The sequence below is a fragment of the Novosphingobium sp. DS6-6 genome, assembly GCF_057784975.1.
The window spans coordinates 32,030-47,265 of the sequence record NZ_JBYNTS010000010.1; the positions used below are offsets into that span (position 1 = coordinate 32,030).

Genomic DNA, 15,236 nt, shown 5'->3' on the forward strand with positions numbered 1-15,236 from the left:
CAACTGTGCAATCCGATTGCATATCCACCGTTGACGACACATAACTTCCGATCGAGAGAGGCTGCAGGATTGGAGAGGCGTCACATGTTCTCGCGGCGCAGCGGCAAGGTCCTGGCCTTGTGCCGCATGACAATGGCGCTGCTGTTCATGGTGGGCGTGGTATTCTCGTCCGACACCTGGTTGCGCCATCCCGATCTCACTGTGGTTCTGGCCACCGGTTACGCGGTCTGGGCGATCGGCCTTGCCGGCATCGCGTGGTCGGACTGGTGGTTCGATTGCCGCCTGGCCCCGTTTGCCCAGATTGTCGATTTCATCGCCTTTGCCTCGGCAATCTATTTCACCGAACAGTCTCACGGCGTCCTTACCGGGCCCTTTCTGGTCTTCGGCACTTATCTCCTGCTGGTCGCTCTGGTGCGGTGGAGCACCTTGCGCGTGGCGGCAACGGGGATGGGCCTGATTCTCTCGGCGGTGATGCCCGCGGCCCTGCTGGCTTTCCACGGCGCGGGGCCTGATCCGCTGCGGTTCGTGCGCGGGTTGATCTGCATGGCAGTGGTGGCGGTGCTGATGCTGTGGCTGGCCAGCCGCCAGCGCGGCATGCGCGTGGTGATCCTTCCCGAGCCTGGCGGGGTTGCCAGCGCCCGGCGGGGCAACGTGCTGACGAATGCCCTTTCGCAAGCCGGCATCACCATGGGCGCGCGCGGAGCGGCCCTCGCGGTCGCATGGGGCGACGAGCCCTGGATCGATCTGCTGATCGATCGCGACGGCGCCGTGGTCAGCGAACGGCAAGGACCGGGGCCCGTGGCCGAGGCACTGAACAAGCCGGGCTATCCGATGATGTTCGACCTGCGCCGCCGGCGCCGCATCACCCTGGCCGGCGAACACGAACTGGTGATCGAACACGAGGCGTTCACCGCGCCGCTCGCCGCCCATTGCGGCGTCAACGCGGGCATCGTCGCCACGTTCAGCTCCTTGTCCAGCCAGGGACAGCTGCTGGTATGGGGCATTCCCGACATGACCGTGGACGACCTGCCATGGATGGCCGCGCTGGTGCGCGAAATCGCCCTGGCGCTCGATCGCGAGGAAATGGCGGCCCTTGCCAACAGTTCGGCCGTAACCGAAGTGCGCAACGCCCTTGCGCGGGATCTGCATGACAGTGTCGTGCAGTTCCTGGCCGGCACGATGTTCCGGCTCGAAGCGCTGCGCCGCCGCTTGCGCGATGGCAAGGACCCGGAGGGAGAAATCGAGGCGATGAAAGACGCGTTGCGGCGGGAACAGGCCCAGTTGCGCGTGATGATCGATCGTCTGCGGCGGGGGCAGGACGGCAACCGGGCCATCGATCTGATCGAGGAACTGCGCGGCCTGGTAGACGAGATGTCGGCCCATTGGCGCATTCGCGTGACTTTCGAAACGCGGGGCGGGACGCTGTCCGTACCCATCCACCTCTCATACGAACTGCGGCAGATGGTGCGCGAAGCGGTTGCCAATGCCGCGCGCCATGGCCATTGCAGCGAAGTGTCGATCGCGCTCCATCTTGAGGGAACCACCCTGGCCGTAACGATCGCCGACAACGGCATCGGCTTTCCGGGCCAGGCCTATCAGCCCCGCTCCATTGCCGAGCGCGTGGCCGCGCTGGGCGGGCGCGTGCATATCGCCGAACGCTCGAGCGACCATCTGCGTCCGGGCGTCCGCCTCGATATCGAATTGCCGGTGCCGTTCGCCCATGGATGACGGGCATCGGGACATGACGACCGTTCTCGTGGCGGACGATCACGGTTTCATCAGGGCCGGCGTTGCCGCCGTCTTGCGCGACAGTGCCTTTCGCATCGTTGCGGCAACCGCCAGCGGCAAGGAAACGCTGGCCGCCATCGCGACGCACGATCCCGACATCGTGCTGCTCGACATCAACATGCCGGGCCTTAACGGCGTGCAGGTGCTGGAAACCCTGCGCGCGCGCGGAGACCGGCGTCCGGTCGTCATGCTCACGGCCGAATTGACCAATCGCAATCTCCTTGCCGTGATGCGCGCGGGGGTGGAAGGCATCGTGTCCAAGGACGGTGCGGGCGAGGAACTGATCGAAGTGCTTGGCCGGGTTCGTGACGGAGAACGGGCCATATCGGCAGAGCTGCTTCAGCGCGCGCTCGATCTTTCGCTGCATCCCGAGGATGCCGGTCCGCTCGACCGGCTCAATCCGCGCGAAAGACGGATCGCGCGGCTGGTGGCGCGCGGCATGCGCAACCGCGAGATCGGTGACGAGCTCAACATCGGGGAAGGCACTGTCAAAGTCTATCTTCATGCCATCTACCAGAAACTGGGCATCGAAAACCGGACAGAACTGGCCTTGCTGGCCGTGAACGACATGCCGGAATGAGATGTGCCGGAATGACCATACGTCCGTTGCTCCGGTGCCGCTGCCGCTTGACCGATTCTTGGCCCGTGGATTGATCCAGGCCATTGGCGGGCTGCGGTTTGCCGCGTATCGCTGGCAAAGGGTTGGCGGCAAAGGGTTGGTTCAGCGGATATGCAGGCAGCGCTGGTCAGGCAGCGCGGCCTTGCCCGACAAACGGGCCGGGCTCGAAGCGGTGGACCTCATGTTCGATCCCGAAGGAGTGTGGCGCGAAACGCTGATCGTGGGCACCCGCGTTACGAGCAAGCCCGAAATGGTGTAATCGGCCAGGGCAGCGCGCTGCCCCCGGCGCCGCGGCCGGCAAGGCAAAGCGGATTCGCAGGGAACGGGTCAGTGTGCCTTCGGAAGCGGAAGATCGCCGCCCATGGGCCCGCCTGCGCCGCTTGTCGCTTGCCGGAAACCGGGTGATCAAGGCCTCTCGAACGCGCGCTGCCGGGTCCTAAAGTTCCGCGACGGAGGTTTCTGCGGATTACCGGCGGAACGGGCGATGCCATGCAACGGCCGTCACGGGTCTTTCAAAGGTGCTGCAACGTGGATCGGCAAATGCTGCGCATGTTCCTGCGCAGGTATCGCGCAAATCTCTTTCTCGTTGCGCTGGCCAGCGTGTTGCTGAACGTCATGGTTTTTGCCGGATCGGGCTACATGATGCTCGTTTACGATTCGGTCCTGCCCAGTCGCAGCATTCCCACGCTGGTAGGCCTGTTCGCCATGCTGGTGCTGATCTACGTATTCCAGGCGGTTTTCGAGGCGATCCGCGCCGAAGCCCTGATGGGCGTTGCCAACGGCGTGCACGATGATCTGTTCGGCGCGGTCCATTATGCAACCGTATCGCGGCCGCTGCGCGCCGGGGCGGACAAGGGCGACGGCCTGCAGTTCACCCGCGATCTCGATGCGGTGCACCTGTTCCTGGCCGGCGCCGGGCCGATCGCGCTGATCGATCTGCCATGGGTCGTGATGTTCCTCGTCGTTCTTGCCGCCCTGCACTGGTGGCTGGGGCTGACGGCACTGGCGGGCGTTGCGGTCATGGCCGCGCTGGCCCTGCTTTCCAACCGGCGCACGCAGGCTGCCTCGCGCGAGCTGGCGATGATCACCGGGCAGCGCAGCGCCGCCACGCTCGCCGAAATCCGCTTCGCCGAATCCGCCTTTGCCATGGGCATGCAGGATCGCCTCGTCGCCCGCACATCGGGGTGGGAGGGACAGTTCATCGCCACCCAGTCTGCCCTGGCACGCACGGTTTCGCGCCTGGGAGGTGCCAGCCGCACGTTCCGCATGCTGCTGCAATCGATCATCCTCACGGTCGGCGCGTTGCTCGTCATCGACGACAAGGCGAGCGGCGGGGTCATCATCGCATCGTCGGTCCTTGCGGGCCGTGCGCTGGCTCCGGTCGATTCGGCCATCGCCAACTGGCGGGGCCTTGTCGCCGCGCGCAGCGGCTGGGGCCGCATCGTCCAGGCGATCACCACTTTCCGCCGCCCCGCCGAACGCCATGTCACGCTCGACCGCCCGCGTGGCGAACTGGCCGTGCGCGATCTCTGGGTGGCGCCGCCAGGCACGCAGCGCCTCACCGTGCAGGGCGTATCGTTCGCTCTGCAACCAGGGCAGGCGCTGGCGCTGATCGGGCCCAGTGCCGCAGGCAAGACGTCGCTGGTGCGCGGCATCCTGGGCATCTGGAAGCCACAGCGCGGCGAAGTGCGGCTCGATGGCGCCACGCCCGATCAATGGGACCCCACGGCGCTTGGCGGCGCGTTCGGCTATGTGCCGCAAACGGTCGATCTTATCGACGGCACGGTGGGGCAGAACATCGCCCGCTTCGATCCCGATGCCACGTCCGACGCGGTCATTGCCGCGGCCCGCGCGGCCAGCCTGCACGATGCCATCCTGGCCCTGCCCGATGGCTATGACACGCCGGTCTCGGCGGGCGGGAGCGAGCTTTCCGCCGGGCAACGCCAGCGGGTGGGCCTGGCCCGCGCGCTCTACGGCGATCCGCACCTCCTCATTCTGGACGAGGCCAATTCCAATCTCGACGCAGTGGGCGATGCCGCGCTCAATCGCGCCGTGCTCGACGTGCGCCAGCGCGGCGGCATCGTGATCATGATCACCCACCGCCCGGCCACGCTGGCGCCGATCACTCACGTTGCCGTCATGCAGAACGGCCGCCTGATCGATTTCGGAGAGCGGGACGCCGTGATGCAGCGCACGCTCTCGCCGGTGACCGAAGGCACCGCCATGCCCGCGGCCGCGCCGGGCCGCCTTGTCCGGAAAGCCGCACAATGAACATGCCTCTTTCCAGCGAAACCGCGGGCCAGCTGCTGCCGGCCATATGGACCGAATCGGCCGACGCAGCCCGCCTCCGCGCGCCGCGCCTGCTGATGCGGCTGGCGGTCACGCTCTGCGCGCTCACGGTCCTGCTGTTCGGCCTTGCCGCCACCGTGCCCATCGGCGGCGCGGTGATCGGCAGCGGTCAGGTCGGCGTCGAAAGCCGGATCAAACGCATCGCCCATCCCACCGGCGGGGTCATTGCCGCCATTGCCGTGATCAATGGCCAGCATGTCGGCAAGGGCGCTTTGCTGATGCGGCTGGACAACCGCGTGACGGGGGCCGATGCCACCTATTCCAACCTGTCGGTCGAGCAGTTGCTGGCGCAAAAGGCCCGGCTCGAGGCAGAACGGCTGGGGCTTGCCGCCGTGGCGTTCCCCCCGGAACTCACCGGCTCGGCCTCGCCCGGTGCGCGCCAGGCCATGGCCGACGAACGGCATCTGTTCGCCATGCGCCAGACCGAGGAAAGCCAGTTGCGCGCCCAGCTTGCGGCGCGGGTGGTGCAATACCATCAGCAGATCGCGGGCCTTCAAGCCCAGATCGACGCCCTGCGCCAGCAGCGCCGTCTGATCGAACCCGAACGCCAGGGCGTGCGCGATCTGTGGGACAGGCAGTTGGTGACGATCAACCGCCTCAACCAGCTGGAACGCACCGCCGTCGATATCGACGGCCAGGTCGCCCAGTTGCAGGCACAGATCGCCCAGACCCGCGCCCGCATTACCGAGGCGCAGGAACAATCGATCCAGACCATGCAGACCCGGCGCGTACAGGCCGGCACCGATCTTGCCCAGGTCAACACCGCGCTCAACCAGCAACAGTTGCGCAAGGTCAGCGCTTCGGACCAGAAAGACCGCAGCGAAATCCGCGCGCCCTATTCCGGCACTGTGGAAAAGATCGCCTTCGCTGCCATCGGCGACGTGGTGCGCCCGGCCGAACCGATCATGGAAATCGTGCCCGACCACGATGTCATGATCGTCGAAGCGTTGATCAGCCCGACCGATATCGATCAGGTGCGCGCGGGCCAGGCGGCAAGGGTGCGCTTCTCGGCGTTCAATCGCGCCGCCACGCCCGAAATACCTGGCCGGGTGATCTATGTCGCCACAGACCGCACGGACAACCAGGAGACGCGCCAGGCCTATTACACGGTGCGGATAGAGGTAGACCAGGCGGCGCTGGCGCGCGAAGGCTTGGCGCTGCGCAGTGGAATGCCGGCCGAAACCTATATCGAAACCGGCAGCCGCTCGCTTCTGTCCTATGTCACCAAGCCGCTGCGCGACCAGTTCGTGCGCGCTTTCCGCGACAATTGAGAGGTCAGGGGTCATGCGCCGGATCGCCTTGCACTGTCTGCTTGCCCGGGTTGCCCGGGTCGCGCCGATAGGTTTTCTGCTGCCGCTCGCGCCCGGTTGCCAGATCGCGCCCGCCGTCCAGGCGCAGGCGATCGACGTCGGCACGCGGGACGAAGCGCCCAGAGGCGACACGGGGGACTGGGGCGACACGGCGCGGCCTTTCGCGCCGGAGTTGCCGCCTGAAACCCCGCCCGATATCGTCGCGGGCGCCAGTCTGGGCACGCCCGTCGCCACGCTTTTCGAGGCCTTGCGCTATGCCTACTGGACTTCGCCCGCTCTGCTCGCCCAGCGCAGCACGGCCCATGCCGGCGATTGGGGCGTCGCCCAGGCCCGGGCCGCCTATGGCCCCAGGCTCGACTATGCGCTGACCTATGGCTGGACCAGGGACCGCTTCGAGATCGCCCAGGGCGCCTATCTTTCGCGGCGTGGCTGGACGTCCACGGCCACGGCCGTTCTGACCCAGCCATTGTTCAGCTTCGGCCGGTCGTTTTCGTCGGAACGGGCCGCCCGCGCCGAGGCCGCCTATCAGCACGCCGCGCTGCGCTCGTCCGAACAGCAGGCCCTGCTCGACGCGCTCGACGCGTTCGTCGGCCTGAGACGCACCCGCGCGGCTGTGGCCATCGCGGCAGACAATCTTTCGGCCCTGACCCGCGAACTGACCGACAACCGTGCCAGGCTCAAAGCGCACGAAGTGACTGCCACCGATATCGAGCAAGTCGAAACCCGGGTGGAACTTGGGCGCGTGCAATTGCTGGCGGCCCAGCGCGATGCCGGCAGCGCCGAGGCCGCGTTCATCCGCATGATCGGCACGCGGCCGGGTGACCTTGCCGCCCCGCCGCCGCTGCAACTGCCGGTTGCCGATCTGGAACAGGCCTATGCCTATGCCGAAACGCATAACCCCCTGATCCTGGCGGCACAGGCTCGCGAACTGGCATCGCGGGCCGCCGTGGATGCAGCCAGGGCAGACCGTCGCCCGCGCCTGGATTTTCAGGGCACAGCCGCGTTGCAGCCTTATTCCAACGGCTTTTCCAACTATTCCGACAGCTTGCGCCAGACAGAGGTGAAAGGCGTGATCACCCTTTCCGGCCCGCTGTTCGACAGTGGAGAGCGCATGGCCCGCGTTCGCGCGGCAGAAGCCGCCAACGATGCCGACTGGCGCCTGATCGATGCCGCCCTGCGCGAGAACCGCGCCACCCTGGCAGCAGCGTGGAACGACTGGCAAGCCCAGACCATGGCGATCGAGCGGCTCGCCAGCGCGGTGCAGGCCGCGCAGAAAGCCTATGACGGCGCCTTGCTGCAGGAACGGGCGGGCATGTTCACCACGCTTGACGTGCTGCAACTGGCACGCGAACTGCTGCAGGCGCGCAATTCCTATAACGAAGGGATTGCCGGCGCCTATCTGGCCAAGGCGCAGGTGCTGACCACGCTGGGCACGCTCGACACCGCCTGGCTTCTGCCCGACGCCCCGCGCCAAGACGCCGAACGTTACGCCGGGCGTGTGGCCGGCAAGGCAGACATTCCCCTGCTGACCCAGGCCGTGCGCACTGCCGACGGCCTTGTCCAGGGTCCTGTGCGCCCTCGTCCGTTACGCGACCCGGCCGCCGCGACGCGCACGCATGCCGCTGCAATCGGCATTGCCGAAACGCCGGACGCGCCGTGATCAGGTAGCGAGAGGCCGCGCGGTGAAACTGGCCGGCGGGGAACGGTCAGAATTCCGACCAGTCGTCCTCGGCCAGCGCCGTATTGCCCAGACTGCGCGGCGCAGGCGACGGTTGGGGCGTCGGGCGAGGCGCCGAGTGGGGCAAGGCGGCTGACGGGGGCGTCGCGCCGGATGGCGCGGGTAGGGCCGGAACCGCAGCCGGGGCCACAGCCGCGGCGGGCGCCGGCCGCACCGCGGCAGCCGGCCGCACCGCGGCAGCCGGCCGGGGCGCGGCGGCAACGGGCGCAGTTTTGACGGGCGCAGTTCTAACGGGCGTAGGTGTAGCCATGAGCGACGGGGCCACGGGTGTCGGATTCGCCACGGGCCGGCCATCGGCAAAGCGGAACTTGGTGAGTTCGCGCGCCATCACGCCAGCCTGATCGGCGAGGTTGCGCGCGGTGGCGGTGGCCTGCTCGGCCATGGCGGCATTTTGCTGGGTGATCGCGTCGACATCGCGCACGGTGGCATTGATCTGGCCCAGCGTGACCGCCTGCTCGCCCGATGTGCCGTTGAGTCGGCGCATCACGTCGTTGATCTGGCCGACGCTGGCGGCAATGCGTTCCAGCGCATCGCCCGTGGCGGTGACGAGACCCACCCCGTTGGATACCTGTTCGGTCGAACTGCTGATGCGGGCGCGAATGTCGCGTGCGGCATCGCCCGCGCGCTGGGCCAGCGCGCGCACTTCGCTGGCCACCACGGCAAAGCCGCGCCCTGCTTCGCCGGCGCGTGCCGCTTCCACCCCCGCGTTGAGCGCCAGCAGGTTCGTCTGAAAGGCGATGGCATCGATCACGCCGACGATCTCGGCAATTTCCTGGGACGATTTCTCGATCGTGGCCATGGCTTCGATCGCCCGGCCCACCACTTCGCCCGATTGATGCGCCTCGTCGAGCGTGGTCTGCACCATCGCGCTGGCGTGGCCGGCTTCCTCCACCGATTTCTGCACGCTGTCGTTGACCTGGCGCAACGCGGCGGCGGCTTCCTCCACCGCGGCAGCCTGCTGTTCGGTGCGGGTGGAAAGGTCTTCCGATCCAGCCAGGATTTCGGCCGATCCATTGGCGACCTGTTCGGCCAGCCCGCCCACCGAGCGCAACGCCCCGGCCATGGCATCGACGGCTGCATTGAAAGCGGTACGCAGGCAATCGTAATCCTGCCGGAAAGCGCGTGTCAGGTGGCAATCCAGATCGCCGTGCGACAGGCGTTCGAGCCCGTCACGCAGCGCATCGACCACGGCCGAGGTTTCCGCCTGGCTTTGCACCTGGACCATCACGGCGTCTGCGCCATCGATATCGAGCGGGGTCAGCGTGACCAGCAAAGGCACCGGCCGCCCCTGCCGATCGAGGTTGAGCCATTCGAAACGGGCCATGCCCTGGCGCTGCGCTTCGGCCAGACGCTCGGCCACGTGCGCGTCGGCCTGCCGCCCGTCGGCCTGTCGCGGTGCCGCGAGCGAGACGGGCGTAGCGCCGATAATATCGTGCCTGGCGCGTTGATAGACCCGTTCGGCAGCCGCGTTGCAAAACGTGAAGCGACCGTGCTGCATCAACAGGAAACCATCGGCCGACCGTTCAAGAACGGCCTGCGCGAAACGTGTTTCGAGTGGAATGACAACGCGCCTTTTGAACATGCAACCTTCCCCGGGCTCGGCTGGTCTGAACGAACGAGAAATGCGCTATCACGGGCGTGTTCAAACGGGCCTTAAACGGCAGACACGTAAACTTGCGTGCAGCAGGCGCTTGCATGCAGGCTGGCAGCAAGCACCGGCGGTGCCGGGCTTAGTCACGCTCGCGAAAGATCCAGGCGATAGCCGATGCCGGGCTCGTTGCGCAGGGCAGACTGGCCGGGCGGGCGGTCGCTTTCCAGCTTGCGCCGGATGCCGCGCGCGGCGACACGCAGATATTCGACGTCGGTTTCGTGGCCTGGCCCCCATATCGTGCGCAACAGGTGCGCATGGGTGACGACCCGGCCGGCCTGGTTGGCCAGTTCGGCCAGGAACGCGTATTCCTTGGGCGCGAGATGCACGTCCACCCCGCCCTTGCGCACGCGCCGCGCGGCAAGGTCTATCTCCACGTCGGCAAACCGCAGCACGGCCTGCTCCCGCGCGGCGCCTGAAAGCCTGGCCCGGTGGCGCAGCGCGGTACGCACCCGGGCCAGGACCTCTTCGGGATCGAACGGCTTGGTGACATAGTCGCTGGCGCCCAGATCGAGTGCGGCAACTTTTTCGGCCGTGGCATCGCGCGCGGACAGCACCACCACGGCCAGGCCCGCCCCTACCAGATAGGGCAGGATGTCCAGCCCGTCACGATCGGGCAGGCCAAGGTCGAGCAGCGCCAGATCCGGTGCCTGGGCCGCGCGCTGTGCCATGGCCTGTGCCGCGCTGCCCGCCTCGCTCACGCCATATCCGGCCTGCACCAGGGTGTGGCGCAACAGCGCGCGGATCGCGGCATCGTCGTCAACCACCAGAACCCGCGCACCGGTCGTTTCCGCCGCCACGCTCATGCCGCGGCCTCCACCGGGCGGACCAGCCCGGGCGGTACGCGCAGGGCAAAGCGGGCGCCGCCACCGGCGCGGTTGGCCGCCGTCACGCCCAGCCCCATCGCCTCGGCAAAGCCCTTGACGATGGCCAGGCCCAGCCCGCTGCCGCCCCGCCGATCCGAGCCATCAAGCCGCGTGAACATGCCGAAAATGCGCTCTTCCTCACCGGTCGGAAGGCCCGGCCCCTCGTCGCACACCGCCAGTTCGACCCCACCCTGCGCATCGCATTGCGCCTCGATACGGACCCTTGCGACACCGTCCTGACCGCCGGTACGCCCATGGCGGGCGGCATTGTCGATCAGATTGATCAGGCAATGGTGCAAGAGCCGGGGGTCGGCAAGGATCAGCGGCAGGTCTTCCGATACGGCCAGTTCCACCGCCACGGCCAGCCCCGCCGGCGCCAGATGATCGAGCGCGGCATCGCAGGCTTCGGCAAGGTCGACAGGCTCGGGATCGCGCTTAAGCGCGCCGATTTCCAGGCGGACCATCTCGATGAGGTTGGCGACGAAACGATCGAGGCGCTCGGCCTCGGCCCGCGCGCTGGCCAGCGCGACCGCCTGCTCTCCGTCGCGCGGGCGCAACGCGCGCAGGGTTCCCAGCACGGTGGTCAGCGGCGTGCGCAGATCGTGCCCGATCGCCGACAGCAGCGCGCTGCGCAGCCGCTCCCGCTCCTGCACCCGGCCAAGCGCCAGCTTTTCCTCTTCCAGCGCGATGCGGGCCAGCGCGAGACCGGCCTGGGCCAGCAGGCTTTCGAGCAGAGGCGCCTGCGCTTTGTGCAGCGGGAGATCGGCGTCGGGGTCGCCGACGCCGACCACGGCCAGCGGCCCTCCGCTGCCCGGCACCGGCAGGAATAGCCATTCCGATGCCGTGGGCACCTGCCCCCCCGGGCCAGCCGATCTGCCGCTGTCGAGGCACCATTGCGCCGCCGCGGCTTCCAGAAGATCGAGCCGGTCCTGCCCCGGACACGCCGCCGCCAGGGCAACGATGCCTTGCGCATCGGGCGCCGCTACCAATACATGCAGGCCGAATTGCCGCGCGACTTCCTCGGCCAGCATGGTCCACAGCGCGTCCCGCCGGGTAATCCCCATCAGCCGTCCGGCAAAACCGGCCAGCATGGCATCGCGCCCGGCCTGGGCCTGGGCAGCCAGGGCTTGCTGGCGCAGGCGCGCCGCCATGTGGCTGCCCACCAGGGCCACGCCGAGCAGAATCATCAGCGTGATGAAATGCGAAGGATCGTCCACCGCCAGCGTAAAGCGGGGCGGGACGAAGAAATAGTTGTAGCACAGCGACGAGAGCACCCCGGCCAGCAGCCCCGGCCGCAGGCCCAGCCGGATCGCCGCGAACATGACCGGCACCAGATAGAGCAGCCCGATATCGGCGATGTCGCCGCGCGCCAGCAAAGTCAGGCCAACCAGCGTCGCCAGCCCGATCAGCGCCCCCGTGGCCAGAAGGCCGGCCACCAGCCCGTCGCCTGCCCCGTCACCTTCTGCCGCAACGCCGGCAGTTGGCAGCGGGCGCTTGGCGCTGACAGGAACAAAAGGCAGGCTCATGACCAGGGCATGCCAAAGGCAGGCCCGTGCTGTCGAGGGGAAAGCCTGTCGCAAGGTGTCGCCGCAGCGGGACAGAAACCGCAAGGCGCCGCGTAAAGATTGCATAAATTCCGTCGCGCGGCGTGATCCCTGCGCGTAGCGGGCCGCGCATGACCGCGATCCCTTTTCAGGCCGCCGATGCGCCCGCGCACTTGCCCCACGCTCAGGATGACCAGCATGCACAGGGGCTCGTGCCTCTGGCAGTCGGAGCGATCGGGGTGGTGTTCGGCGATATCGGCACTTCGCCGCTCTATTCGCTCAAGGAAAGCTTCATCGGCCATCATCGCCTGGCGGTGGACACGGACCATATCTTCGGTGTCCTGTCGCTGATATTCTGGACAATGACGCTGATCGTCACGATCAAGTACGTCTTCGTTATCCTGCGCGCCGACAACAAGGGCGAGGGCGGCAGCCTGGCATTGCTGGCGCTGATCGGGCGCCAGCTCAAGCCGGGACGATGGACGGCATTGACCACCGTCCTGGGCATCATCGCCACGGCGCTGTTCTATGGTGACGCGATCATCACGCCCGCGGTGTCTGTGCTGTCCGCCGTCGAAGGGCTCACCGTGGTGCACCCGGCCTTTGCCCAGGTGGTGCTGCCCATCTCGATCGCGATTCTCATTGCCCTCTTCGCCATCCAGTCGCGCGGCACGGCCATGGTGGGCAAGATGTTCGGCCCGGTCATGCTGGTGTACTTCGCGGTGATCGCGCTGCTGGGTATCAACGGCATTGCCCATGCCCCCGAAATCCTTCTGGCCGTCAACCCGTGGTATGCGGTCAAGTTCTTTCTGCTCGACCCGATGCTGGCGTTCCTGGCGCTGGGCTCGGTGGTGCTGGCGGTGACCGGCGCCGAAGCGCTTTATGCCGACATGGGCCATTTCGGCCGCCGCGCGATCATGGCCGCCTGGCTCTGGGTGGCCTTTCCCTGCCTGCTTATCAACTATGCCGGGCAATCCGCGCTGCTGCTGCGCAACCCGGCCATGGTGGAAAATCCGTTCTTCCTGATGGCGCCCGATTGGGCGCGCCTGCCGCTGGTGATCCTGGCGACGCTGGCCACCGTCATTGCCAGCCAGGCCGTCATCTCGGGCGCGTTTTCGGTTTCGCAACAGGCCGTGCAGCTTGGCTTCCTGCCCCGCATCCGCATTCTGCATACCAGCGCCAGCGCGGCGGGGCAGGTCTATGTGCCGCTGGTCAACTGGGTATTGCTGGCCATGGTGATCGCGCTGGTGCTGGCGTTCGGAACGTCGAGCAACCTTGCCTCGGCCTATGGGATCGCCGTGACCGGCACGATGTTCATCACTGCGTGCATGCTGGGCGTGCTGACCTTTGCGGTGTGGAAATGGCATCCGCTGGTCGCCGGCCTCGTCACTGGCACGTTCCTGATCGTCGACGGCGCCTATTTCGCCTCGAACGCCACCAAGATACCCGACGGCGGCTGGTTCCCCCTGCTGGTGGCCGCCATCACTTTTACCGCGCTCACCACCTGGGCCACGGGCCGCCGCATCCTGCGCGACCGCCTCGCCGAAGACGCCATGCCGTTCGACCTGTTTCTGGGATCGGTGTGCGCGCGCGTGCGCCGGGTGAAAGGCACGGCCGTGTTCATGGCCTCTTCGGTGGAAGGCATTCCCCCTGCCTTGCTCCACAACCTCAAGCACAACCATATCCTGCACGAACGCGTGGTGATCCTGACGGTGATGACCGCCGGCGTGCCGCACTTGCCCGATCACAAGCGGCGCACGGTGGAAGACATGGGCCATGGCTTTTACCGCATGATCGTCAACAGCGGCTTCATGGACGAGATCGACATTCCTGCCGAACTTGGCGCCGAAATGCGCGCAGGCGGGCCGTTCAAGCCGATGGAGACCAGTTATTTCCTGGCGCGGCAGACGCTGATCGCGTCAAAGCGGCCGGGCATGGCGATCTGGCGGGAAAAGCTGTTCGCCTGGATGGTGCGCAATTCGGAAAGCCCTATGCAGTTCTTCCGCCTGCCCACCAACCGGGTGATCGAACTGGGCAGCCAGCTGGAGATCTAGGCGGAAGGCTCAAATCTCCACCACCGCGTCGGCCAGGCGCGCAACCTCTTCCTGCCGGTGCGACACCAGCAGGATCGGCAGGCGCAGATCATCGCGGATGCGGGCGATCAGTGCGATCACCGCGTCGCGGCGGGATGCGTCGAGCGCGGTCAGCGGCTCGTCCATCAGCAGGAAACGCGGTCCACGCAGCAGAGCCCGTCCGATCGCCACGCGCTGGGCCTCGCCGCCCGAAAGACTGTGCGGGCGCCGGTTCAGCAGGGGGGCAATCTCGAGCAGGCCGGTGATTTCGTCCAGCGTCAGCGTGCGACGATCGGGCGCGGCGTGGCGCCACCCGAACAGCAGATTGTCGCGCACGCAAAGGTGGGGAAACAGGCGCAGGTCCTGAAAGACATAGCCCGCCGCGCGCCGCTCTGCCGGGATGTCTATCCCCTGCGCGGCATCGAACAGCACCGTGCCGCCCACCGCGATATGGCCGGCAAGCGGGCGCAGCAGCCCGGCCACGGCATCGAGCGTGCTGGTCTTGCCCTGGCCCGAAAGCCCGACGAGCGCGGTGATACCCGGCCCGCCGCCAAGGCGGACGCCGAATTCGCGGCCGCCGCGGGCCAGTACCACGTCGATGTCAAAGGACACGGGCGCCCCGCCCTCCCTGGCGCCGTGCCAGCAGTTCCGACGCCACCAGCGCCAGCAACGACAGCGTGACGGCCACCAGCGCCAGCCGCCATACCGTGGCGTCGCCGCCCGGCACCTGCAGCGCGGCATAGATGGCCAAGGGCAGAGTCTGGGTTTCGCCCGGAATATTGGAAACGAACGTGATCGTGGCGCCGAATTCGCCCAGCGAACGGGCAAAGCCCAGCACTGCCCCGGCCACGATGCCCGGGCCGCAGAGCGGCAGAGTCACCCGCCGGAACGTGGCCCACCGCCCTGCGCCCAGCGTGCGCGCTGCCTGCTCCAGCCGGGGATCGACAGCCTCGAGCGACAGGCGGATGGCGCGCACCATCAAAGGCAGCGCCATGATCGCCGCAGCCAGCGCCGCGCCGGTCCAGCGGAACAGCAGCGTCACGCCGAACATCCGCCACAGCCACCCACCCAGAGCGCCGCCCGGTGCAAACGCCACCAGCAGCATCCAGCCGATGACCACCGGCGGCAGCACCAGCGGGAGATGCACCAGCGCGTCGAGCAGCACGCGGCCGCGAAACCGCCCCCGCGCCAGCGCCCAGGCCATGGCAAAGGCGAACGGCAGCACGCCAAGAATGGCAACCGCGCTGACTTTGGCCGAAAGCGCCACCACGCCCCATTCCTGCGCGGAAAGCCCCATGATGC

General features: G+C 67.5%; 11 protein-coding genes. 6 read left to right on the top strand and 5 right to left on the bottom strand.

The window, feature by feature from the left end; translation table 11 throughout:
* Window positions 1-84: 84 nt before the first annotated feature.
* The 5 genes from AC3EDY_RS12500 to AC3EDY_RS12520 all read left to right on the top strand — a co-directional run bounded on the left by AC3EDY_RS12500 (window position 85) and on the right by AC3EDY_RS12520 (window position 7,726).
* The gene (locus AC3EDY_RS12500; RefSeq protein ID WP_488572829.1) at window positions 85-1,728 is read left to right on the top strand and encodes a sensor histidine kinase; all 1,644 of its coding nucleotides are present in this window, start codon (window positions 85-87) and stop codon (window positions 1,726-1,728) included.
* A 13-nt stretch (window positions 1,729-1,741) separates the two neighbouring features.
* Window positions 1,742-2,368, top strand: a complete 627-nt coding sequence (locus AC3EDY_RS12505; RefSeq protein ID WP_488572830.1) for a response regulator — start codon at window positions 1,742-1,744, stop codon at window positions 2,366-2,368.
* A gap of 579 nt (window positions 2,369-2,947) precedes the next feature.
* Window positions 2,948-4,678, top strand: a complete 1,731-nt coding sequence (locus AC3EDY_RS12510) for a type I secretion system permease/ATPase (RefSeq protein WP_488572831.1) — start codon at window positions 2,948-2,950, stop codon at window positions 4,676-4,678.
* A complete protein-coding gene (locus AC3EDY_RS12515; RefSeq protein WP_488572832.1) occupies window positions 4,675-6,027 on the top strand; it encodes an HlyD family type I secretion periplasmic adaptor subunit in 1,353 nt (450 codons plus the stop codon). The genes AC3EDY_RS12510 and AC3EDY_RS12515 overlap by 4 nt, the downstream gene beginning before the upstream one ends.
* 13 nt (window positions 6,028-6,040) lie before the next feature.
* Window positions 6,041-7,726: a TolC family protein gene (locus tag AC3EDY_RS12520; protein WP_488572833.1), complete on the top strand. Its 1,686-nt coding sequence runs from the start codon at window positions 6,041-6,043 to the stop codon at window positions 7,724-7,726.
* 46 nt (window positions 7,727-7,772) lie between these two features.
* On the opposite strand, the gene AC3EDY_RS12525 is transcribed toward AC3EDY_RS12520, so the two are convergent.
* From AC3EDY_RS12525 to AC3EDY_RS12535, 3 genes are all read right to left on the bottom strand, one after another.
* On the bottom strand, window positions 7,773-9,386 hold the full coding sequence (locus AC3EDY_RS12525; RefSeq protein WP_488572834.1) for a methyl-accepting chemotaxis protein: 1,614 nt from the start codon (window positions 9,384-9,386) through the stop codon (window positions 7,773-7,775).
* A gap of 152 nt (window positions 9,387-9,538) precedes the next feature.
* Window positions 9,539-10,258: a response regulator gene (locus tag AC3EDY_RS12530; protein WP_488572835.1), complete on the bottom strand. Its 720-nt coding sequence runs from the start codon at window positions 10,256-10,258 to the stop codon at window positions 9,539-9,541.
* Window positions 10,255-11,844 carry a DUF4118 domain-containing protein gene (locus AC3EDY_RS12535; protein ID WP_488572836.1) on the bottom strand — a complete coding sequence of 530 codons (1,590 nt, stop codon included), beginning with the start codon at window positions 11,842-11,844 and terminating at the stop codon, window positions 10,255-10,257. The genes AC3EDY_RS12530 and AC3EDY_RS12535 overlap by 4 nt, the downstream gene beginning before the upstream one ends.
* Window positions 11,845-11,993: 149 nt before the next feature.
* Between AC3EDY_RS12535 and AC3EDY_RS12540 the strand changes: the two genes are divergently transcribed.
* Window positions 11,994-13,916: a potassium transporter Kup gene (locus tag AC3EDY_RS12540; RefSeq protein ID WP_488572837.1), complete on the top strand. Its 1,923-nt coding sequence runs from the start codon at window positions 11,994-11,996 to the stop codon at window positions 13,914-13,916.
* A 9-nt stretch (window positions 13,917-13,925) separates the two neighbouring features.
* Here the strand turns inward: AC3EDY_RS12540 and AC3EDY_RS12545 are convergent, their stop codons facing one another.
* Together AC3EDY_RS12545 and modB are read right to left on the bottom strand one after the other, a co-directional pair.
* Window positions 13,926-14,546, bottom strand: coding sequence for an ATP-binding cassette domain-containing protein (locus tag AC3EDY_RS12545; protein WP_488572838.1), 621 nt, complete (start codon window positions 14,544-14,546; stop codon window positions 13,926-13,928).
* Window positions 14,536-15,231 carry a molybdate ABC transporter permease subunit gene (gene modB / locus AC3EDY_RS12550; protein WP_488572839.1) on the bottom strand — a complete coding sequence of 232 codons (696 nt, stop codon included), beginning with the start codon at window positions 15,229-15,231 and terminating at the stop codon, window positions 14,536-14,538. Before modB ends, AC3EDY_RS12545 begins: the two co-directional genes overlap by 11 nt.
* Window positions 15,232-15,236: the final 5 nt, after the last annotated feature.